The organism is Pseudomonas sp. SH10-3B (genome assembly GCF_019891415.1).
In the GTDB taxonomy this organism is placed as follows: Bacteria; Pseudomonadota; Gammaproteobacteria; order Pseudomonadales; family Pseudomonadaceae; genus Aquipseudomonas.
Window position 1 is genome coordinate 15796 of the sequence record NZ_JAFLXD010000050.1, and the last position, 20110, is coordinate 35905.

Consider the following 20110-nt stretch of genomic DNA (forward strand, 5'->3'; position numbering starts at 1 on the left):
GCTGTCCCCCAAGGCTGCCATCTCCCCCACAACAGCCCGGTGCTTGATGGTTTAAGCGTTCGCCGCAAGACTCACTTGGCAAACGCATACTCCCCACCCTGTTCCAGCGCCTGGCGATAAGCCGGGCGTGCCTGGAAACGCTGCACCCACGCAGCCAGGTGCGGGTACGCCGGCAGCTTGCCCTGGGCCTTGGCGATTTCGCCGATAAAGCTCATCTGGATGTCCGCGCCGCTCAATTCATCGCCCAGCAGATACGGCGTGTGTGCGAGCGCCTCGTTGAGGTAACCGAGGTAATTGGCGACTTCCGATTCGATCCGCGGATGCAGCGGCGCACCGGCATCGCCCAGGCGCCCCACATAGAGATTGAGCATCAACGGCAGCATGGCCGAGCCTTCGGCGAAGTGCAGCCATTGCACATACTGGTCGTAGGCGGCAGTGGCCGGATCCGGTTGCAGGCGACCGTCGCCGTGGCGGCGGATCAGGTAATCGACGATGGCGCCGGATTCGATCACCACGTTGGCGCCGTCCTCGATCACCGGGGACTTGCCCAGCGCATTGATCGCCTTGAGCTCCGGCGGCGCGAGGTTGGTCTTCGGGTCGCGCTGGTAGCGCTTGATCTCGTACGGCAGGCCAAGCTCTTCCAGCAGCCACAGAATGCGCTGCGAACGTGAGTTGTTGAGGTGATGGACAATGATCATGGGAACTCCGCGTGGCATGGGGTGTGTAGGAACAGACTGCTGTGACAACGTAGAGTGCCCTGAATCAGCGGGATGTTTGCTTGGCAAACGCCCCTTCGATCAACGCACCACCTCGAACGCCGTGTATTGATACGTTGAGTGCATTTTGCTCGACGTCGTCTCCAGCGTCAGGGCAATGCCCAGGTCTTCGATAAACGCGCGCGAGGTCTTGTAGTCATCCTGTACGCACTCAAGCTTGATGGCGTCGCCGGTCAACGAGGCAAACACCTGTCGGGCCGGGAAGCGCTGGCCGACCTTGCAGCTCACAGAGGTCTCGAGCGGGGTATCGGTCGGTTTGCCGGGCACGTTCGCCATGTGCAGGTTGGCGCTCAGCGTCTGGCCAGGCGTCCAACTGCTCGGAATACTCAGTTCGGCTTCGCGGGTCAGCAGCACCTGGCCGTCGCCCACGCCATTCATCTTCGATTTCAGTTGAATCAGGTCCGCCTGCACCAGGCGCTCGACATGGAAGGTGTCGCTGTAGATTTCGTTCTTGTTCAGCAAGCCGCCCGCCGCCGCGAACGTCACTGAGACGGGAGTGTCGGGGCTGCCATCGCTTTTTTTCGACAGGTACGTGTAGCTCAACGTCTTGAACTTCGGCTGCAGCAGGGCCGAGTCGAGGCGCTGGAGCACGCTGGCGGGTACGGCGACGTCGTTGATGCTCGGCTCTACGACGGTGCGCGGGTAGTCCACCGGCGCGATGTCCGGACGCAACCAGGCCAGCAGCGCCGCATCGACACCGCCCTGCAACGAACAACTGACGCGCGATTGCGTGCCGTCGCTGCCCTCCGGCTCTACCAGCAGCACGCGCTCGACTTCGCGGGTGCCCGGTGCGACGCCGGGCCGTGGCTTGATGGCCTGCCAGCGGTCGTCGACCTTGAGTTCACTGCGGATGTAGGCACCATCGGTTTTTTGCAGGCGGGCAGGTTGGTCCAGCAGCGGAGCAAGACGTTGGGCTACGTCGTCGATAGTGCCTTGCACAACAAAGCCCCAGTAATAGTAGAGCCCCAGGTTGCCGAGGTCCGTGGCCTCATCCGCGTACGACAATAGCTTCAAACCCGCGATGGGCGGTGCGCTGATTGGCACCGCGTTGGCCTTGCGGTCCGCACGGTTGACCACCGCGATCCACGCGAAGTCTTTGTCCTGCTTGAGCGGCGCGTAGGCCTGCCAGGCGTCGCGATGACTGTTCAGGCGGCTGAAGAACGTCGCGTCGCAGCGGGTGAAGGCCTTGAGCGTATCGGTCAGCGCGGCGTCGTCGGCGTGGGCGATGGAAGGCAGCAGCGCAGAGGCGAGGAGGAGGGCGGCGGTGGGCAACTTCATCGAGCGGGATGTCCGTATCGGGGTCGGGAGCTGGGCATTATCCAGAAATTACCCGCTAAAGGCTCGGCTCAATGACGGAGAGTATCTACACACTTTTGACGGCTGCCACCGATCTCTGTGGTGAGCGGGGCAAGCCCTAATGCCGCTCAGTTAAGAGATGGAACGGGCAAACAGTTACGGTGTTCCTCTTTAACTGACTGGCAATAGGGCAAGCCCGCTCACTACAAGAGCCTCACGCTGTAAGGCTATGGGTTCACCCGCGCCACTTTTTCAGATCCACAGATCATTCGTGGCCGTACGTTCGCCGCCTTCATGGCCGGTGTTCAGGATGCCCCGAGGTTCGATCATCATCAGCTTCGCCTCACCCTCGGCGGCGGTCCGATGTTCAACGCCACGCGGGACCACATACAGCTCGCCCGCCGCCACATACACCGGGCCTTTCGGCAGATCGATACGCAGCGTCCCTTCCAGCACCAGGAATGCTTCGTCGGTTTCCGAGTGCGAGTGCCAGATGAACTCCCCTTCGATGCGCACCACCTTGAACTGGTAGTCGTTCATTTCGGCGACGACCCTGGGGCTCCACTGCTCGTTGATGAGCGAGGCCTTTTGCGCGAGGTTTACCGGTTGTGACGTAGCCATGATCCATCCTCTGGTAGGTAAGAGGGCCAGACTATCGAGGCAACGAAGCGTCTGGCTTGTACGATCCTGCACGTTGGCCGCTTAAAGCTCGGCCCTTTGCCGTCGATAACCTGCATGAACCCGCCAATCAAGGATCGATAAAATGGCTCTTTCAGTCAGCGCTGCCTATCTCCCGCCGGCCAACACCAGCCTTACGCCTTCCGACCAGAAGCTCGTGGCCCAGCCACTGACAGATGCCGCGAAAGAAGCGTTGGCAAACGCCGCTCCGGCGGCCGTCTACCATCCCAGTGGCTCAGCGAGCACTACGTTGGAACCGCTGGAGGTGGTCGACGTCTGGGTCGGTCGGACCCAGTCGCCAGACCACCCTCGACTCGTCGAAATTTCCAACAGCGCGTTCAATACGCTGAAGGCCTCCTTCAAGGCATTCGAGTCAGCGCTGTCGGCCACCGCTCCCGACTTGGCCGGCAAAAAATACGGCTTCACCGTCGAGGCCGATGGCCGCCTGAAAGTGCTGGATTCGGCCGGCCAGCTCAGCAGCTCGGATACCAAACGGCTGACGGAGTTGCTCAATCAATCCCTTGGCCTGAAAACCGCAGCCGTCGCCTACCGCAACGCCGCCATCGATACGGTGGACGCCGATTCGGTCTGGTCGGGCCTGGGGTTTTACAGCCTGACTAACGAAAACTTCGCCAAGACCCTTGATCTGGCGCCTCTACTCAGGGATCACGACCCGTCGGATATCAAGGGGGCTAAGGACCGGACTTTTATCCAACAACTGCATTACAAAGGCGAGCAGGCGACGCAAGCGACGGAAGCGGCGATGTATGAGCGGCGTGGAATACAGCGGTTCAGCGCGCAGGCGTGACCTACTGTGGGGTAAAAATGAAGCCGTGCAGGTGGTTCAGCACCGCCTGCGCGATTCAATCCCTGCAAAAATCAGCATGACCACAGTTTTATCCGCATCCCAACGAGTGAAGAGGCGCACTCACCCCTTGGCCGTATGCACCTTGGCCAGGCGCAGGCGCCAATCGCCGGGTTCGCTTAGCACATCAGCTTACAGCGAAGATCTATCACGGCACTTCGGTGAATATCGTGAATTGGCAACCCTCAACCGCACCCGCTCGGCAGAAGTCGTCTGCCGTCCAATTAGGGCCTACCGCGCGAGGTCGTACAGGGAAGCGTTGAGACATTCTCAAAAATGCAAACTGCTCCGGCCCCTCGTAGTCACAGGCTACGAAATAGTACTCGCGCTGGCCTTCGCTTTGCTGCGCAGTACGAATAGCGGCGGACTCGAATTTCATTCCTTTGAGGTAGTGCTCTTGTGCATAGGGGTTCTCACCTTTCCAGCCGCTGCCGGGCGAGATGGCGGTGTAGCTATAGCCTTGTACCTCTTTGGTCTGATGGATGCTTCCGATACCCGGGCACATGCTGCCGGCCGTGTTGTTATTAGAACTCGATATACAGGCTGAAAGGCTGAACAGTACCGCAGGACACAGCAACATCATTGACGCTGCGCGAATGGACAGTAGGCTCGAATTTGAGATGTGCATGGTGAATTCCTCGGCTGAGTAATCACTCTGAACGGTGACAGCCGGGGCGGATACTGTGAATGTTGACAGGTCGGCAGATGGATTCGGAATAACGGCAGGCTACACACGCAGCAGGATGAATCTGTGAGAGGCTCATGCGGTGTGTGTAGAAAATGTTCAAGCTGCGGATGCGATCAGTGGACCCGCTTGTGGCTCGACGTCACGTTTGATTCACCATGTTCAGAGCGCAAAATATGCCTGTCACCCTCAATTAGAACTCCCCGGTGGTCCTGGTCCCCACTCAACACAGCGACTTGGAGGATCTTGTCGCCATTCGAATTGAAGCCATGCGTGAAAGTCTGGAGCGCGTCGGGCGATTCGACCCCGTACGCCAGCCTTCAGATCGGCTTATCCACAACCCTTGCATTCCATATATCCCTATAGCGCTCCCGCCAACCCGGGCTGCCTTGATCCAGCCACTCCAGTGTCGCCTCGATCGTGTCAGCGCTGATGACGAAGTGATTGATATGTTCCACGATCCGTTCCTGCGACAGGTGCAGCAAGTCCAGGTAGGCATTGAACGAATCCGCCAACACGACGTATTCATCGCCTTGCTGGCGGCGCCCCGTCCATGCGGGTAACCCCGCTACCATCGCGCCCACGTCCTGGCGACCTTCGCGCAGGTCCAGCAGCAAGACACTCGCGCCGCCATCGCGGCCGATCGGCAGCAACCCTGTGGCGGGGAAGCCCGGTTGCTTGCGCAGTTGCTCCAGTTCATAGGGGTTGGACTCATACGTTTCGTCCGGGTCCAGGCCATACAACAAAAAGCTCAGCAATTCTTCATCGCCATTGCTCATGGTGGCCAGCACGTCGTAATCCACAGTGGCGCCGTTGCAGGTCTGGAGAAACTGCCGGTAATCCTCCGGCAGGCGTGCGCCGAGGCTGGCTTCCAGTTGCGAGATGGCGGGGTCAGGGGCTCCTTCCCGGGTGTCGTCGAGGATTAATCCACGGTAGTCAGTCATTGAGGCCTCGCGCAACCTTAGTAAAAATCATAATAGAGCGCCCATTCCCCGGTTTCGATGTGCTTTCAGAACATAAGACTCCCGCTGTCGACTGCGTTCAGTCAGAAGCAGCTCGATCACGATCAACAGCACACGGACATTATTCAACGAAACCAGCACCTTTACGTGTACGAACCTGAACTCACGCTGTTAGAATGCGACAAATTCTCATTAATGTTTAGCCTATCCCGTGCAGTCTACTTCATCGGCAAGTGTCCACCGGCATCAGTCCATCGATCAGCTCTACAGCCATCATCACGGCTGGCTGCAGGGCTGGCTGCGCAATCGTCTGGGCAATGCCGCCGATGCGGCGGACCTGGCCCAGGATACGTTTGTGCGGCTGCTCTGCCGTGCGCCCGACGAGCCGTTGAACGTCGCGACGCCGCGCGCCTACCTGGCGACTATCGCCAATCGCCTGACCATCAACCTTTACCGCCGCCGCTCGCTGGAGCAAGCCTACCTGGACGCGCTGGCGCAAACGCCGGAAGAACTGGCGCCGTCGCTGGAGCATCAGGCCTTGGTGCTGGAGGCTCTCGACGAGATCGACCAGGTGCTTGCCGTGTTGCCAGCCAAGCACCGACAGGCGTTCCTGATGGCGCAGTTGGAGGGGTATACACAGGAAGAGATTGCCAGCCGCATGAATCTCAACGTGCGGTCGGTGCAACGCTACCTTGCACGGGCTTTCGAAGAATGCATCGTGCTTGCCAGCCAGGGCGCGTTGCATGAGTGAGACGCCCATCGACCGGCGTATTGCCCGTGAAGCGGCCGGCTGGTTTGTGCGTTTGCAGAACAGCAGCGCCTGCGCGGCCGAGCATGCCGCCGGTGCCGAATGGCGCGCGCAGCACGCTGATCACGAACGCGCCTGGCAACTGGCCGAGCGATTCAGCGCCCGAACCCAACAGATTGCCGGTGGTGCCGGACGGGCTGCGCTGGAGCGGCCGCGCAGCCTGGACCGCCGAAGGGCGCTCAAGACCCTGGCACTGCTGATCGTCGCCGCTCCGCTGGGGCTTGCCGCACACCGGAGTCTACCGTGGCGCGAGTGGCAGGCAGATGAGCGCACGGCCACGGGCGAGCAGCGTGCCCTGCACCTGCCGGATGGCGCGCAGATTCGCCTGAACACCGGCAGCGCCGTCGATATTGCTTACGACGACAGCGTTCGCCGCGTGCGCCTCATTGCCGGAGAGATGCTCGTCGAGGTGCCTCGCGAGCCCGCCATGCGGCCGTTCATCGTCGATACCGCCGAAGCGGAAATCACCCTGCTTGGCAGCCGCTTCCTGCTGCGCCAGTACCCGCATACGACGTACCTCGCCGCGCTGGAAGGCGCTGTCCAGGTGCGCCCGCGGCTGTCACGGGGTGATGAAGGCCTGATGCGTCTGGCGACCGGCCAGCAGACCCATGTCAACAGCCAGGCGGCGGAACCCGCAGTGAAACTGGCGCAGAATCGTCTCGACTGGCTCAGCGGCGTGCTGCGTGCGGAAAAGATGCGCCTCGATGACTTCATCACTGAGTTGGGTCGCTATCGACCTGGCCTGCTGCGTTGCGATCCAGCCGTGGCCGGGCTGCTGATTTCAGGCGCCTTCCAGTTGCGCGATATCGACCAGATTCTCCGCGCCCTGAGCCAGACTCTGCCGGTGAGCGTCCACTACCGCACCGCCTACTGGGTCACTGTCACGGCGCGCGTACAGGCTTAATAAGAATCATTGTCGTGTTTTCTCCCGCTTGCGTGTCCCTCCTGTAACCACATCAATTTTACAGGGCAGGGACGGTAACATGGCGACGAAGCAGGGCATGCAACCACTGGCGCGGGCAGTACACGCTGCCGCACTGGGTCTGATTATCGCGGGCGGTAGCCTGACTGCTGCATCGCTGCAGGCTGCCGAGCAAAGCGCCCAGCAGAACCGTACTTATCACGTGCCAGCCGGTAACCTGAGCAGCAGCCTCTCCGAATTCGCCAGCCAGGCGAATATCACACTGCCCATCGAACCGGCCCTGGTGGAAGGTTTGCGCAGCCCTGGCCTGAATGCTGCGACCAGCGTGGAAGGTGGCCTGCAGCAATTGCTCAAGGGCACCGGTCTGCAAGCTTTACCGCAGGGGAATGGCCTGTACGTGCTGACACCGCAGGCCACCGGCGCCAGTCTGGAACTGGGCGCTACCAACATTACTGGTCAGAACCTGGCGCAGACCACCGAGAACAGCGGCTCCTACACCACCGGCGCCATGCAGACGGCGACCAAACTGCCCCTGACCCTGCGCGAAACGCCGCAGTCGGTCAGTGTGGTCACACGTCAGCGCATGGACGACAAGGCCATGACCACCATCAGTGATGTCGCCCAAAGTGCGCCGGGGATTTTTCTGAATAGCTCCGGCGGGGCTGGGCGGCCCACGTTCAGCGCGCGCGGGTTCGACGTCGACACCATCATGTACGACGGTTTTCCCACCAGCTTCCTGACCTACATACCCAGCAGCGAAGCCAACCTGGCCATGTATGACCGGGTGGAGATCGTTCGCGGCGCCACCGGCCTGGCCCAGGGTGCCGGCAGCCCTGCTGGCGCCATCAACCTGGTGCGCAAGCGCCCGACGCAAAAATTCCAGGCCACCCTCACCGGCAGTGCCGGCAGTTGGGATGACTACAGCAGCACCCTGGACGTCGGCGGCCCGCTCAATGAAAGTGGCACTTTGCGCGCCCGTACCGTGCTCTCGCGCCAGGACTCGAAAAGCTTCCGCGAGTCGGTCGAGAGTGACGCTGACCTGTACTACGGCGTCGTCGACGCCGACCTGAGCGATACCACCACCCTGACGGTGGGTGCCTACCGGCAGAAGGACCACACCAACTACGTCTGGGGCGGCTTGCCCATGGCCCGTGGCGGCGGTCACCTGGGACTGCCACGGGATACCTTCCTGGGGCATGACTACGAGTACATGGACAACCGCACCACCGGTTATTTCGCGACCCTGGAGCATGGCTTCGCCAACGACTGGAAGCTGCGCATGGCCGCCATGCAGGCGACGACCAACACCGACGTGCTGGCCTCTTCCATCTGGGGCTACAACCGCCACTATCTATGGACGCAAGCCATGGAGCAGAAGGAAAAAGGTTACGACCTGGCCCTCAGCGGCCCCTTCCAATTCATGGGCCGGGAACATGACGTGACCGTGGGCGCCAGCAAGCGCCAGCTGGATTATCGTACCGGCAAGCTGTGGGAAAGTTTCATCGACAGTAACGTCGATCTGTTCGCGTGGGACCCTCGTGGTCATACCAAGCCGAATATCGTCAAGGGCCCCAACGGCCGTCTCGAGACAACCACCCAGGACAGCTTCTATGCCAGCACCCGCCTGCGCTTGACCGATCCGCTGTCGCTGATTCTCGGCGGCCGTTTGGACTGGTACGAATTCGAAAGCCGGGCAACCCCTGAGAGCAGCTACAAGGTCACGCGCAATCTGACCCGCTATGCCGGCCTGGTCTATGACCTGGACACCCATCACTCGGTCTATGTCAGCTACACCGATATCTTCAAGCCGCAGACCGAAAAAGGCCTCGGTGGACAAGTGGTCGAGCCTATCGTGGGTGAGAACTACGAAGTGGGCATCAAGGGCGAATACTTTGATGGCGCACTGAACGCCAGCCTGGCGGTTTTCCAGATCGATCAGAAAAATCGCGCCCAGGAACTGACTGATGTCAAAGGCTGCGGGACAACCGCCGTCAGCTCGTGCTACGAGGCGTCCGGCCTGGTGCGCAGCCGGGGCGTAGACCTGGAAATCCAGGGTGCCCTGACCGAAAACTGGCAACTGGCCGGCGGGTACACCTACACCCAGACGAAATACGTCAGCGACGCCAATGAGTCCCTGGAAGGCCAGGACTTTAACCGCCGACTGCCGCGCCAGATGTTCAAAGTGTCCACGATCTACACCCTGCCCGGCGACCTGCACCGCTGGCGCATTGGCGGTGATGTCTACCAACAGAGCCAGATCCGCACCGCAGGCGGCAGCGGTACCAGCGCATGGGAAAACCGCCAGGGCTCGTACACCGTGGCCGGCCTGGTGGCAGGCTACAAGGCCAACGAGCACCTGGATCTGCAGTTCAACGTAAACAACCTGTTCGACCGTACTTACTACGTCAGCATCGCCAATGGCGGCTATGAGCCGTACGACATCTACGGCGACCCGCGTAATTTCAAACTGACTGCGCGGTACAGCTTCTAAGCGGTGGTGTGTGGCCTACGTCCAGGGACGGGCGTGGGCAGGAAAAAAGGAATCAAGCCGAGACTTAATCCCGTCAAGTACTCTTTTGATGACTGGCTTGGATTCATATGATGTACAGCCGGAGCTAATAATAAGACTGCTGAAAACAACCAGGCTATAAGCACTTTTGGGACGCATCGTTAGTTGTCCCTAACTATTCGTTAATCGATATCTTTGTCTGATATCACACCCGATAAGTGTCGTATAGCATCCCATGCCGCTACGCTCCAAGCCCACATCCAACTGCGGTGCTTGGAGAATGCTTTGGCGCGCAAGAGGCGCCTGCACATCAATGGTTAAGTCCAATGCAAATGGGCGGTCACATGCAGCGCCAAAGGGTGCTCAGGTAGGGGGCAATTTCCCACTAGAGCGTCGGTAGCCGGTCCAACGCACAATTGCGGTCCATCTTCGGCTCATCGGTCTTGGGGACGCGCGCGCCCGAATCGACATTGAATATGTCGATGTAACAACCGCTCAGCGTGTCCGGGCTGTCGACGATTCCTCCTTTGATCACATAACGTGCGCCCGGCGCAAATTCGCTGACAAACGCTATGCTGCACGAGCGATTGCCCTTGGCCGCGCCGCGCATCACCAAGTGCAGCGGCTTGCCGGCTTCAATCGGGAAAAACCCCTCCGGCGTCGATACATTCTTACGAACGGACACCAATTGCCCTCCCGGCGAAGTCGCCACGGTTCTGCCGTATTTGCAGCCGATGGCAGGCGCCTCGACCAGAGACACGCTGTTACGACGATTCTCCATCGACACCAATTCGCTGCGAATAAGCGCGTGAGGCGCCCCCGCAGGCACTAGGTATTTCGGCGCTGGGGTGCAGCCCGCAAGCAGCAGAATGGAACACAGGTAAAGAGGCTTCATAATTTCCCTATTAATTTCGGTAGAGCGTGTGCATGGGTCAGTTCGCTGCCGCCGCCGCATGCTTCTTGGCCCGCAGCGCCAGGCAGCGGTCGTATTCTATTGTGAAGGCTTGCATCGGTGTGTCGTTGGCGTGAGTCAAGCGCACCACTCGGATAGTGTCCCGCATGTCTTGGGCATCCATGAGGTGTGCGGGCTCGCCCGATGAAGCGCGGCCGGGGCGATGCATGAGAGTGAAATGCCATGAATCAGGCATCCTGAGTTTAAAGGGGTTAATCAGGCTCACCTGGAAAACAGCCCCTTGCCGCGTATAACGGTCTACCATGCCACCCCCGGCAGTGGTTCCACGCGCTACCGATCTCTCTCTTTCAAGGTATCGCCCATGTCCATCGACCAAATCAGCCTTCCCAAAGGCGTAGGCCCTCACGCCATCAAGCTGCTTGACGCCATCACCGGTGCCTCCACTCATGAAGAACTCAACCGTGCCGGCGGCAAGGCGGAAGGTTTTGTGCTCGGGTTGGAATCCACCAAAGCCATCAAAAGCCAAATCGCCGAGTCGTTGTATGTGGCTTACGACGATGCGGCGAGTAATCGGGCGGGTGAGTTGAAGGGCTGATGGGCGCGGATTACTCCATGCGTCGTACGCGGTGCTCAATGTTGTACGGTTGTTCCCCAAGACCGTACCGATGACGAAGGAGTCAGCATGACATTGACCGTCGAAACCCTGCTCGAACTGGCCATGGCCAACCCCATCAACGCCGAAATCACGGCGCGCCTGCCTGACCTTGGTGTGGATCAGTGCATGCTCACGGCAGGCTGCCTGTTCCAGGCGGTGTGGAACCATCAGGCGAATCTGTCTGCCGATCAGGGCGTGAAGGACTACGACGTTTTTTACTTCGATACCGACGTGTCTTACGAGGCGGAAGACGCGGTGATTCGTGCGTCGGACGAGTTGTTCAAAGACCTGGGCGTCAATGTCGAGGTCAAGAACCAGGCGCGGGTGCACCTTTGGTACGGGCAGCGCTTTGGTCGGCCTTATCCGCAGTTGCATTCAGCACGCGACGGGGTCGATCGTTATCTGGTGGCCGGTACGTGCATCGGCTTGGAGATTGCCACGGGCGAGGTGTATGCGCCCTATGGGTTGGAGGACGTGGAACAGGGGATTTTGCGGATTAACCCGCGGCATCCGGAGTTGGCGTTGTTTGAGCAGAAGGCGCGCAGTTATCAGGCACGCTGGCCTTGGCTGAGGATTGTAGGGGTTGGGGATGCCTGAATGCTTTGGCTGGGGGCGCTGCGTTATCGTTGGCGATTTTCGCGAGCAAGCTCGCTCCTACCGTTGATTTGCGCTGAACTTTTACGTGGGTGCTGCACGTCCAAGATTCAAACCACTCCCGCCAAGGACAGACGATGACTTTCTTTATCTTCCTGCTAGCCTGCGCCGCCGCTGCCAGTACCGGTGTTATTTTCAAACCCGGCGCCTGGTACGAATCCCTCGTCAAACCCAGCTTTACTCCGCCCAATTGGTTGTTCCCGGTTGCGTGGACGATCATCTACCTGCTGCTGGCCTGGGCCGGTTATCGCTTGAGCCTGATTCCTGGCAGTCAGATGGTACTGGCGCTGTGGGCTGCGCAGATTGCATTGAACACGCTGTGGACGCCGGTGTTCTTCGGCGCGCATCACCTCCTGGCCGGGATGGTGATCATCGTGTTGCTGTGGATCACCGTGGCAGCAATGGTGGTATTGGCCGTTCGCCTGGACCTGATCACCGGCTTGATCCTGTTCCCGTACCTGGCGTGGCTGTGTGTGGCGGCCGCGTTGAATTTCTCGATCCTGCGCAATAACCGCTGATGGCCCACCAACCTTGGCCCGCCAGCGAAGCGGAACTGGCCCAGATGCGCCGCTTCAATCAGAAGCTGGCCTGGCTGCCGCGCTTCAAGATCCGCAACCGCATCACGCCGCGTTTGATCCAGGCGCTGTTGCGCGTCAGTCAAACGCTCAAGCGCGCCACACCGGCTGAAAGCAGGGTTGTCGACAACGTCCCCGTGCGCATCCTGCGGCCAAGCGGCAAGCCCAAAGGCGTGGTGCTGGATATCCACGGCGGCGGCTGGGTGATCGGCAATGCGCAGATGGATGACGACCTCAACCTGGGCATGCTGCAGGCGTGTGACGTGGCGGTGGTGTCGGTGGATTATCGGCTGGCGGTCGACACGCCGGTCGAGGGGCTGATGGCGGATTGTTTGGCGGCGGCGCGCTGGTTACTCAGTGCCGATGAGTTTGCCGGCCTGCCGGTCATCGTCGTCGGCGAATCGGCCGGTGGGCATCTGGCGGCGGCGACGTTGCTGGCCCTCAAGCAATGGCCGGAACTGCTCAAGCGCATAAGCGGCGCGGTGTTGTATTACGGCGTTTACGACCTGACCGGCACACCGAGCGTACGCGCTGCGGGCCCTGAAACGTTGGTGCTGGATGGGCCTGGGATGGTGGAGGCGTTGCGCATGCTCACGCCCGGGCTGAGTGATGATGAGCGCAGGCATCCACCGTTATCGCCGTTGTATGGCGACTTTGAAGGGCTGCCCCCGGCGTTGATGTTTGTGGGAGAGTTGGACCCGCTCAAGGATGACACGCTGTTGATTGCAGAGCGGTGGCCCAGGGCGGAAGTACACCTGTTGCCGGAGTCGGCCCATGGATTTATTCATTTTCCGGTGGCGATGGCCGATGGCGTGCTTGCTTACAGCCGCAAGTGGATAACGAAGCACGTCGAGGGAGAAAAGTGAATTCTCCCCAGGCAGGTGGCGCTTATTTTCTAAATCGATTGCCATCCCCTTTTACCCGTGGGCCGGGTACGCTGTCTTCTCCAAATATTCCCCCAAGCCAAGGAAAGCACGTGAAGATTCTCCAAGGAGTCATCGGTCTATCGGCGCTGTATCTGCTGGCAGGCTGTGGCCAGGTCACCGAAAAAACACTGACGTTCGACGTGCCCTATGGGATGTATGAGACCGTTCTGCGCCAGAACGTTACCGGAACAGGCCAGTTGACCTGCAAGGTCACCACCGACAACCAGGACCGCGGCGAAAAGTGGGTACCGTCGGTGATTCTTGCGGCTGCCGAGGACGCTGCCGAGGACGACACCCTGTTTCTTTCCAGCTACACGCCAGCCGGCAGTGATCAGCGTTTGTTCCAACTGCGTACCTTCAACAAAGCCAAGCCGGTCATCGATACGTTCTTCCATCGGGCCCCCGACCAACGCGGCGTATACACCTTGCGCCTGACCTGGCAAGCGGACGGCACCATTGGTTATCAGGTCGCCAGCGGTGGGGCTTGGGAAGAGAGAAAACTCGTCGAAAACCCCGGTTTTTCCGTGCGCCATGTGAGCGTGCACGCCTCCGGTATGAAGGGCAGTGCTGTGTGTGAGTTGCGCGAATGAATGCGCTGAAGTTGAGGCCGGCGATGGTGACCGATCTGCCGTCGATCTTTGATAGCCATAGGTATCTCCACAACTTCCAGACTCTGACAAATCTCCCTGTGGCGAGCGGGCTTGTCCCGCGTTGGGCTGCGCAGCAGCCCCAGTCAAGAAGAACGCGGTGTATCAGACACTCTGTAGAGGCTGGTTTTGGGGCTGCTACGCAGCCCAACGCGGGACAAGCCCGCTCGCCACAACAGCCCTATCTGCCCAGCGTTTAGCCAACGGTGCGTAGATACCTATGCCCGATAGCAGTGTCGACTGGCACACCGCTATCGGTGGCAAGCCCCTCCCACATTAGGATCTCGGGTGTAGTGGGTTCAGTTAGACCGCAACCGCAGTATCTGCGCCCCATCAAACGGGTCCGTCAGGTAATGCGCCTGCACCCCGAATGTCTCCCGCAAGCGCTCCGGCGTGAGTACGTCCAGCGGCTTGCCCAGTGCTACCAGGCGCCCACGATCCAGCACGGCCAGGCGATCACAGGTCAGCGCTTGATTCAGGTCATGCAGGGCGATGAGGGTGGTCACCGGCAACCCTTGCACGCCTTTCAAAATCGCCAGTTGATGCTGGATGTCCAGGTGATTGGTCGGCTCATCCAGCAACAGGATCTGCGGCCGTTGCGCCAGGGCGCGGGCGATGTGTACGCGCTGGCGCTCGCCGCCGGAGAGGCTGCGCCAGGCGCGGTGGCTCAGGTGGGTGGCGTCCACATCATGCAGGGCCTGGCGCACGATGGCGTCGTCTTCGCCGGACCACGGGCTCAGCGCTGACAGCCACGGTGTACGGCCCAGCGCGACGGCGTCGAACACGCGGATGGCGTCGTCGGTGTCGGCCTGTTGTTCCACCACCGCCAGCTGTTGTGCGATGGCACGGCGGGACAGGTCGCCCAGGCGTTGCCCGCCCAGGCGCACGTCGCCGCTGGCCGGCGTGCGCAAGCCGGCGAGCAGTTTGAGCAGGGTGGATTTGCCGGAGCCATTCGGCCCGACAATCCCCAGGGTTTCACCCAATTGAACCTCCAGGTGAATATCGCGCAGCAACTCGGCCTCGCGCACCTTGAAGCCCAGCCCGGTGCAACTCAGTACGCTCATCGCGCATTCCTCCGGCCAATCAGGATCAGTGCAAACACCGGCGCGCCCACCAGCGCCGTCACCACGCCGACCGGAATCACCTGGCCCTTGATCAAGGTGCGCGACAACACATCGGCCGCAATCAAAAATAACGCGCCGCCCAGCGCACTGGCCGGCAGCAGGCGCGAATGCCCGGTGCCGAGCAACAGGCGCACCGCGTGGGGGATCACCAGGCCGACAAAACCGATGGAGCCGACAATCGACACCATCACCGCCGTCACCAGCGCCGCGCACCCCACCAGCACAAACTGCACGCGGCGCACCGGGATGCCCAGGGACGCGGCCGAGTCGGTGCCGAAGGTGAACGCATCCAACGCGCGCCGATGCCACAGGCACACCACCAAGCCCGTGACCGCCACCGGCACTGCCAGCCACACCGACGGCCAGCGCACGCCGCTGAGGTTGCCCAGCAGCCAGAACATGATGCCGCGCGCCTGTTCGGAGCTGGCGGACTTGGTGATCAGGAACGCCGTGAGCGCATTGAACAGCTGTGACCCGGCGATGCCTGCGAGGATGATCTGCCCGGTGCCGCTGGACGAACCGCTGGCCCGCGCCAGCAAGATCACCAGGGCGAACGCCGCCATCGCGCCGACAAATGCGCCGGCCGAGAGTGAAATCAGCCCGCCGCCCACGCCCATCAGCGCCACCAACACCGCGCCGGTCGAGGCGCCGGCGCTGATACCCAGCAGGTACGGATCGGCCAGCGGGTTGCGCAGCAATGACTGCAAAATCACCCCGCAGGTGGCCAGCCCTGCACCGCAGGCGGCGGCAACCAGGGCGCGGGTGAGGCGGTAGTTCCACACCACGCCTTCATCGATCGGGTCCAGCACGTAACCGGCTGCCCACAGTTTGTTGGCGAGCACCTGCAGCACCACCAGCGGATCGATGGCGGTTTCACCAATGGCCACGCCGGCGAGGACGGCGATCAGCAATAGCGCCAGGGCGAGTAAGGTCCGGATCATTTCGGCAGGTTGTAGCCGTCGATGGCCGTGGCCAGTTGTTCCAGGCCATCGAACGTGCGGATGCTGGCCTGCAGCGCCAGGGCGTCGAGGATGATGATGCGGTTGTTTTTCACCGCGTCCATGTTGCGCGTGACCGGGTCGCTGCGCAGGAAAGCGAGTTTCTTTTCATGGTCGTCGGCGGGATAGCGGCGGCGGTCCATGCGGGCGATCACCAGGAAGGTCGGGTTGGCCTTGGCGATGGTTTCCCAGCCGACGGCGGGCCATTCTTCATCGGATTGCACCACGTTGTGCAGGCCGAGGGTTTCGAGCATGAACTCCGGAATACCCTTGTGGCCCGCCACGTACGGGTCGCTGGCCATTTCGGAACTGGAGAACCACACCAGCGCGCTGGCCTGCTTGAGGCCTTTGCTCTGCACGGTGGCCACGGATTTGGCCAGGCGCGCCTTGAGCTCGTCGTTCAGGTGTTGGCCGCGATCCTGTACGTCGAAAATCTGCGCCAGCTGGCTGATGCTCTTGTAGATCGTCTCGATACGGAACGGCTCCAGCCGCGTGCCGTCGGCGCCCACCAGGTTGTCCTTGCCTTCGCAGTCGGAGGGCAGCAGGTAGGTGGGGATCTTCAGGTCGTGGAACTGCTCGCGGGTGCCGACCACGCCCTGCGGGCCCACCACCCATTCCAGCTCGGCGGCCACCAGTTGCGGGCGCTTGGCGATTACCGCTTCGAAGCTGGGCTCGTTGTTGGCCAGGCGCTCGATGCCGTCGTTCTGTGCTTCGTACTGTGGCAACACGTTGTTGAACCACAGCGAGGTGCCCACCACACGGTCGCCTACGCCCAGGGCATAGAGCATTTCCGTGGCGGCCTGGCCGATGGTCACGCTGCGCGCGGGGGACTGCTGGAAGGTGAGGGTGCTGCCGCAGTTTTCCAGGGTAAGCGGGTACTGAGTTGGCGCGGCTTGGGCCAGGGCGCAGAAACCCAGGGCACTGATCAGGGCGGTAACGCGTGGCAGCATGAGGCAATCTCCGTGTGAACCGTACGTGGGAACAGGGGAGGTACAGTTCGGAAATACGCCCTCGAACACTGCCGGTCGGGCAGGTAAGGATGTCCTTCCCGGACACCCCGCCGGTTAGTGATTTTGCTGGGCCGGCAGGTCTCCTGACTGATGCGTCGTCGCCACGCTCCGGCCTTCCCGGACGTGGTCCAGTGGCAGTGGGGAGCAGGCTCGGCATCTACAGTTGCGGGGGCAGTTCCGATTGACGCGGCATACCGCGCTTCGGATTCCCTATTAGTCCCGTTTGGGAACCGGCGCGGTATGGTAGTTGATTAGGGCGAGGCGATACAGCCCGAGGGGCGCCCAGTCAGACACGAATATCCTCAGGGCCCTGGATCAGCGCTTCAATTCGCGTCCCGGTGGCGCGCTCCTCGTTGCTGAAACCGTCGTAGTCCGCCAGGTTGGCGAAGCGGATACCGGTCAATTGTTCGATCTGGATCACGCTGCGCTGGTAGGTCCTGACCTGGCCGAACATCAGGTCGAGCTGACCCAGTTCGCGGCTTTGGTCGATCATGTAGGCACTGGCGCAGGGCTTGCCGTCGTCGCTGAGGTAGGCCACCACTTTCCAGAACGCCTTGGGGATTCGGATGCCACGGTAGAGACGGTCGTCGTCGGCGAACACCGGGCCGCTGAACACCGTGGCCCGGGCTTTCCAGCGTTGCGTGTTATCGAGGATGTAGTCTTCCAGTTCCAGCCAGGTCTTCTGGTTGAACCCGCTCATCTGCGGCGAGCAGTTGGTGAAGTGGAAGGTGTCGAGGTTGGCGGTTTTTGCCTCGTCGCCCCAGTTGGGGTCTTGGCGGCGCACCAGGTGCCCACGATCCAGGCCGTTGTTGGTGTAGAGCGCTTCGCCCACCTGCGCGCTGATCGGCAGGCGACCATCGTAGGCCCACGTGTCATTGCTGCGGATAATCTCCACATGCTGCCCGCCGTCGATATTCACGCCGACGTAGAGCGCCAGTCGTCGGGAACGCGACATCGTCACCGAGAAATGCGTGTAGTCCAGGCGCAGGGGTTCTACGTCATCCGCCAACGCCTCGTCTGCCGTGGGCCAGGGCACCACGAAGCTGCTGAGAAAGTCTGCTGCATAGCCGCGCCGGTCCTTTAGATCCTTGGCGGCGGTGACACGGGGCGCCGCCGCCCGGGCCTCCATCAGCGTGGGGGTGGTCGTGATCAACGGGCGCAGATCGGCGAGTCTTGGACGGTGCGCAAGGTCGATTTTGGCTTTACGGGCTGGCATGGGTAAGTCCTCCTTGGATAAACACGACTGCAACATAGGTTGATGACAATTGATGACACGCGTTAACCCTCTGGGGGCTATCCTCAAGCGGTTACCTGGAGCTTCACCACACGCCAAAAATGGAGCCAGCCCATGTGTGATCGCCACTACCGCAATCCGATTTTCTGCCTGATCCCGCCGTACATGCTCGACCAGATCGCGCGTCACGGTGATAAGGCCCAACGCGAAATCGCGCTGCGCACCCGCGCCAAGGACAGCACGTTCCGCTCGCTGCGCATGGTCGCAGTGCCCGCCAAGGGGCCGGCCCACATGGCCCTGGTCATGGGCGCTGGTAAACGGCGCTCGATCTACAGCGCCGAAGGCACCGACAGCCTGCCGGGCAAGCTGATCCGGGGTGAAGGCCAGCCCGCCAGTGGCGACGCCGCCGTGGACGAAGCTTATGACGGCCTGGGTGCCACGTTCGATTTTTTCGAAGAGGTGTTCGACCGCAACTCCATCGACGATGCCGGCATGGCGCTGGACGCCACCGTTCACTTTGGCCAGAACTATAACAATGCGTTCTGGAACTCGACCCAGATGGTGTTTGGTGATGGCGATGAGCAGTTGTTCAACCGCTTCACCGTGGCCCTCGACGTGATTGGCCATGAATTGGCCCACGGCGTCACTGAGGACGAGGCCAAGCTGATGTATTTCAATCAGTCCGGCGCGCTCAACGAGTCGCTCTCAGACGTGTTCGGCTCACTGATCAAGCAGTATGCGTTGAAGCAAACGGCCGAAGACGCCGATTGGTTGATCGGCAAAGGGTTGTTCACCAAAAAGATCAAAGGGTCTGCGCTGCGTTCGATGAAGGCCCCCGGTACCGCGTTTGATGACAAGCTGCTGGGCAAGGACCCTCAGCCGGGGCATATGGATGATTTTGTCCAGACCTACGATGACAATGGCGGGGTGCATATCAATTCCGGGATTCCCAACCATGCGTTCTATCAAGTGGCGACCAGGTTGGGCGGGTTCGCCTGGGAGCGAGCAGGGCGTATCTGGTATGACGCGCTGCGCGATGCACGGTTGCGGCCGAACTCGGGGTTTTTGCGTTTCGCGCGTATAACCTACGATATAGCCGGTCGTCTCTACGGCGCGAATAAGGATGAGCACAAGGCGGTCAAGGAGGGCTGGAAAGCGGTTGGCATTAACGTCTGACGTGAGGAACAGCCATGAAAATATCGATCAAGGAAAACGGCGGACCGGCGTTTTTTCCGGGTTTGGCCACACCTCGTACGGTGGAGTTGAATACGTTGCCCGAGCCGGACCAGCAAGAGTTGCGGCAACTGATCGAGGCTTCAAACTTCTTTCAGTTGCCGCAAAGCACCGCGCCAGAGCCCGGAAAGCCGGGCCAGGTGCATTACACCCTGACCGTGAAAGAAGGCCAGCAGGAACATACGGTGTGCGTGCTCGCGCCGGTGAAGTCGCAGGCGCTGGATGGGCTGGTGCAGTGTGTGCGCCGGCATATCCGCAGTTGAGGTCACGCCAGCAGATCCTTCACCTTGGTAATGATTTTGTCGATGTCGAACGGCTTGTCCAGCACCGCATCGAACAGGTCCGAGCGCTGCATGCCGATATGGGCCTGCGCGCCGCTGATCAGGATAATCGGCAGGTGCTTGACGGCCGGCAGTGCACGCACCGCTTCGGCGAACTCCTCTCCGTCCATCACCGGCATCATGAAATCGGTAATGATCAGCGACGGCCGTTCTCGCTCCAGCACCTCCAGCGCTTTTTTCCCATTGCCAGCTGTGACGACCATGAACCCCTCATCTTCCAGTGCATAGGCAAGGATATCGGCGATCAAGTACTCGTCATCGACGACCAGGATAGTGGCCATGTCAATTCAACCTACCCG

Annotated in this window: 23 protein-coding genes, 1 pseudogene and 1 riboswitch; of the genes and pseudogenes, 12 read left to right on the forward strand and 12 right to left on the reverse strand. The window is 60.9% G+C overall.

Annotated features, from left to right (window positions below; all coding sequences use genetic code 11):
• Positions 1-71: 71 nt before the first annotated feature.
• The 3 genes from J1G35_RS26240 to J1G35_RS26250 all read right to left on the reverse strand — a co-directional run bounded on the left by J1G35_RS26240 (position 72) and on the right by J1G35_RS26250 (position 2693).
• The gene (locus J1G35_RS26240; RefSeq protein WP_131699777.1) at positions 72-698 is read right to left on the reverse strand and encodes a glutathione S-transferase; all 627 of its coding nucleotides are present in this window, start codon (positions 696-698) and stop codon (positions 72-74) included.
• A 99-nt stretch (positions 699-797) separates the two neighbouring features.
• The gene (locus J1G35_RS26245) at positions 798-2054 is read right to left on the reverse strand and encodes a hypothetical protein (protein WP_223016429.1); all 1257 of its coding nucleotides are present in this window, start codon (positions 2052-2054) and stop codon (positions 798-800) included.
• A gap of 270 nt (positions 2055-2324) precedes the next feature.
• A complete protein-coding gene (locus J1G35_RS26250) occupies positions 2325-2693 on the reverse strand; it encodes a cupin domain-containing protein (RefSeq protein ID WP_223016430.1) in 369 nt (122 codons plus the stop codon).
• A gap of 142 nt (positions 2694-2835) precedes the next feature.
• Here J1G35_RS26250 and J1G35_RS26255 point away from each other — a divergent pair, with 142 nt between their 5' ends.
• Positions 2836-3558, forward strand: a complete 723-nt coding sequence (locus J1G35_RS26255) for a hypothetical protein (protein ID WP_223016431.1) — start codon at positions 2836-2838, stop codon at positions 3556-3558.
• A 205-nt stretch (positions 3559-3763) separates the two neighbouring features.
• Here J1G35_RS26255 and J1G35_RS26260 read toward each other — a convergent pair whose 3' ends face one another.
• Complete coding sequence (locus tag J1G35_RS26260; protein ID WP_223016432.1) at positions 3764-4243, reverse strand: DUF3757 domain-containing protein; 480 nt, start codon at positions 4241-4243, stop codon at positions 3764-3766.
• A gap of 263 nt (positions 4244-4506) precedes the next feature.
• Here J1G35_RS26260 and J1G35_RS31075 point away from each other — a divergent pair.
• A pseudogene (locus J1G35_RS31075) lies at positions 4507-4614 on the forward strand (GNAT family N-acetyltransferase); the annotation flags it as partial.
• A 6-nt stretch (positions 4615-4620) separates the two neighbouring features.
• Here J1G35_RS31075 and J1G35_RS26265 read toward each other — a convergent pair.
• Positions 4621-5244, reverse strand: a complete 624-nt coding sequence (locus J1G35_RS26265) for an SMI1/KNR4 family protein (RefSeq protein WP_223016433.1) — start codon at positions 5242-5244, stop codon at positions 4621-4623.
• Between the two features lie 229 nt (positions 5245-5473).
• Here J1G35_RS26265 and J1G35_RS26270 point away from each other — a divergent pair, with 229 nt between their 5' ends.
• From J1G35_RS26270 to J1G35_RS26280, 3 genes are all read left to right on the forward strand, one after another.
• Entirely contained in the window at positions 5474-6013 is a 540-nt protein-coding gene (locus J1G35_RS26270) for a sigma-70 family RNA polymerase sigma factor (RefSeq protein ID WP_053132602.1), read from the forward strand.
• Positions 6006-6974: a FecR domain-containing protein gene (locus J1G35_RS26275; protein ID WP_053132599.1), complete on the forward strand. Its 969-nt coding sequence runs from the start codon at positions 6006-6008 to the stop codon at positions 6972-6974. The genes J1G35_RS26270 and J1G35_RS26275 overlap by 8 nt, the downstream gene beginning before the upstream one ends.
• Before the next feature lie 79 nt (positions 6975-7053).
• Positions 7054-9483: a TonB-dependent receptor gene (locus J1G35_RS26280; protein WP_223016434.1), complete on the forward strand. Its 2430-nt coding sequence runs from the start codon at positions 7054-7056 to the stop codon at positions 9481-9483.
• A gap of 403 nt (positions 9484-9886) precedes the next feature.
• Here J1G35_RS26280 and J1G35_RS26285 read toward each other — a convergent pair whose 3' ends face one another.
• Positions 9887-10396 carry a hypothetical protein gene (locus tag J1G35_RS26285; RefSeq protein WP_223016435.1) on the reverse strand — a complete coding sequence of 170 codons (510 nt, stop codon included), beginning with the start codon at positions 10394-10396 and terminating at the stop codon, positions 9887-9889.
• 37 nt (positions 10397-10433) lie between these two features.
• Positions 10434-10562 (reverse strand): hypothetical protein, encoded by a 129-nt coding sequence (locus J1G35_RS31080; protein ID WP_256243902.1) that lies wholly within the window; start codon positions 10560-10562, stop codon positions 10434-10436.
• A gap of 213 nt (positions 10563-10775) precedes the next feature.
• Between J1G35_RS31080 and J1G35_RS26290 the strand changes: the two genes are divergently transcribed.
• The 5 genes from J1G35_RS26290 (at position 10776) to J1G35_RS26310 (ending at position 13814) form a co-directional block, all read left to right on the forward strand.
• Positions 10776-11009, forward strand: a complete 234-nt coding sequence (locus J1G35_RS26290) for a hypothetical protein (protein WP_053132588.1) — start codon at positions 10776-10778, stop codon at positions 11007-11009.
• A gap of 87 nt (positions 11010-11096) precedes the next feature.
• Positions 11097-11666, forward strand: coding sequence for a nucleotidyltransferase family protein (locus J1G35_RS26295; protein ID WP_223016436.1), 570 nt, complete (start codon positions 11097-11099; stop codon positions 11664-11666).
• A 134-nt stretch (positions 11667-11800) separates the two neighbouring features.
• Positions 11801-12241 carry a TspO/MBR family protein gene (locus tag J1G35_RS26300; RefSeq protein WP_053132581.1) on the forward strand — a complete coding sequence of 147 codons (441 nt, stop codon included), beginning with the start codon at positions 11801-11803 and terminating at the stop codon, positions 12239-12241.
• Positions 12241-13164 (forward strand): alpha/beta hydrolase fold domain-containing protein, encoded by a 924-nt coding sequence (locus tag J1G35_RS26305; RefSeq protein WP_223016437.1) that lies wholly within the window; start codon positions 12241-12243, stop codon positions 13162-13164. Before J1G35_RS26300 ends, J1G35_RS26305 begins: the two co-directional genes overlap by 1 nt.
• A gap of 110 nt (positions 13165-13274) precedes the next feature.
• Entirely contained in the window at positions 13275-13814 is a 540-nt protein-coding gene (locus J1G35_RS26310; protein WP_256243901.1) for a hypothetical protein, read from the forward strand.
• Between the two features lie 356 nt (positions 13815-14170).
• Here the strand turns inward: J1G35_RS26310 and J1G35_RS26315 are convergent, their stop codons facing one another.
• The 4 genes from J1G35_RS26315 to J1G35_RS26330 all read right to left on the reverse strand — a co-directional run bounded on the left by J1G35_RS26315 (position 14171) and on the right by J1G35_RS26330 (position 18219).
• On the reverse strand, positions 14171-14935 hold the full coding sequence (locus J1G35_RS26315; protein WP_223016438.1) for an ABC transporter ATP-binding protein: 765 nt from the start codon (positions 14933-14935) through the stop codon (positions 14171-14173).
• Entirely contained in the window at positions 14932-15936 is a 1005-nt protein-coding gene (locus tag J1G35_RS26320) for an iron ABC transporter permease (protein WP_053128810.1), read from the reverse strand. Before J1G35_RS26320 ends, J1G35_RS26315 begins: the two co-directional genes overlap by 4 nt.
• The gene (locus tag J1G35_RS26325) at positions 15933-16943 is read right to left on the reverse strand and encodes an ABC transporter substrate-binding protein (RefSeq protein WP_223016439.1); all 1011 of its coding nucleotides are present in this window, start codon (positions 16941-16943) and stop codon (positions 15933-15935) included. The genes J1G35_RS26320 and J1G35_RS26325 overlap by 4 nt, the downstream gene beginning before the upstream one ends.
• A 115-nt stretch (positions 16944-17058) precedes the next feature.
• Positions 17059-17253, reverse strand: a riboswitch (cobalamin riboswitch).
• 36 nt (positions 17254-17289) lie between these two features.
• Positions 17290-18219, reverse strand: coding sequence for a DNA/RNA non-specific endonuclease (locus J1G35_RS26330; protein ID WP_223016440.1), 930 nt, complete (start codon positions 18217-18219; stop codon positions 17290-17292).
• A 132-nt stretch (positions 18220-18351) separates the two neighbouring features.
• Here J1G35_RS26330 and J1G35_RS26335 point away from each other — a divergent pair, with 132 nt between their 5' ends.
• The gene (locus J1G35_RS26335) at positions 18352-19413 is read left to right on the forward strand and encodes a M4 family metallopeptidase (protein WP_053128814.1); all 1062 of its coding nucleotides are present in this window, start codon (positions 18352-18354) and stop codon (positions 19411-19413) included.
• Positions 19414-19427: 14 nt separating this feature from the next.
• Complete coding sequence (locus J1G35_RS26340) at positions 19428-19733, forward strand: protealysin inhibitor emfourin (RefSeq protein ID WP_053128815.1); 306 nt, start codon at positions 19428-19430, stop codon at positions 19731-19733.
• Between the two features lie 2 nt (positions 19734-19735).
• Here the strand turns inward: J1G35_RS26340 and J1G35_RS26345 are convergent, their stop codons facing one another.
• Positions 19736-20092 carry a response regulator gene (locus J1G35_RS26345; protein WP_053128816.1) on the reverse strand — a complete coding sequence of 119 codons (357 nt, stop codon included), beginning with the start codon at positions 20090-20092 and terminating at the stop codon, positions 19736-19738.
• Positions 20093-20110 lie beyond the last annotated feature (18 nt).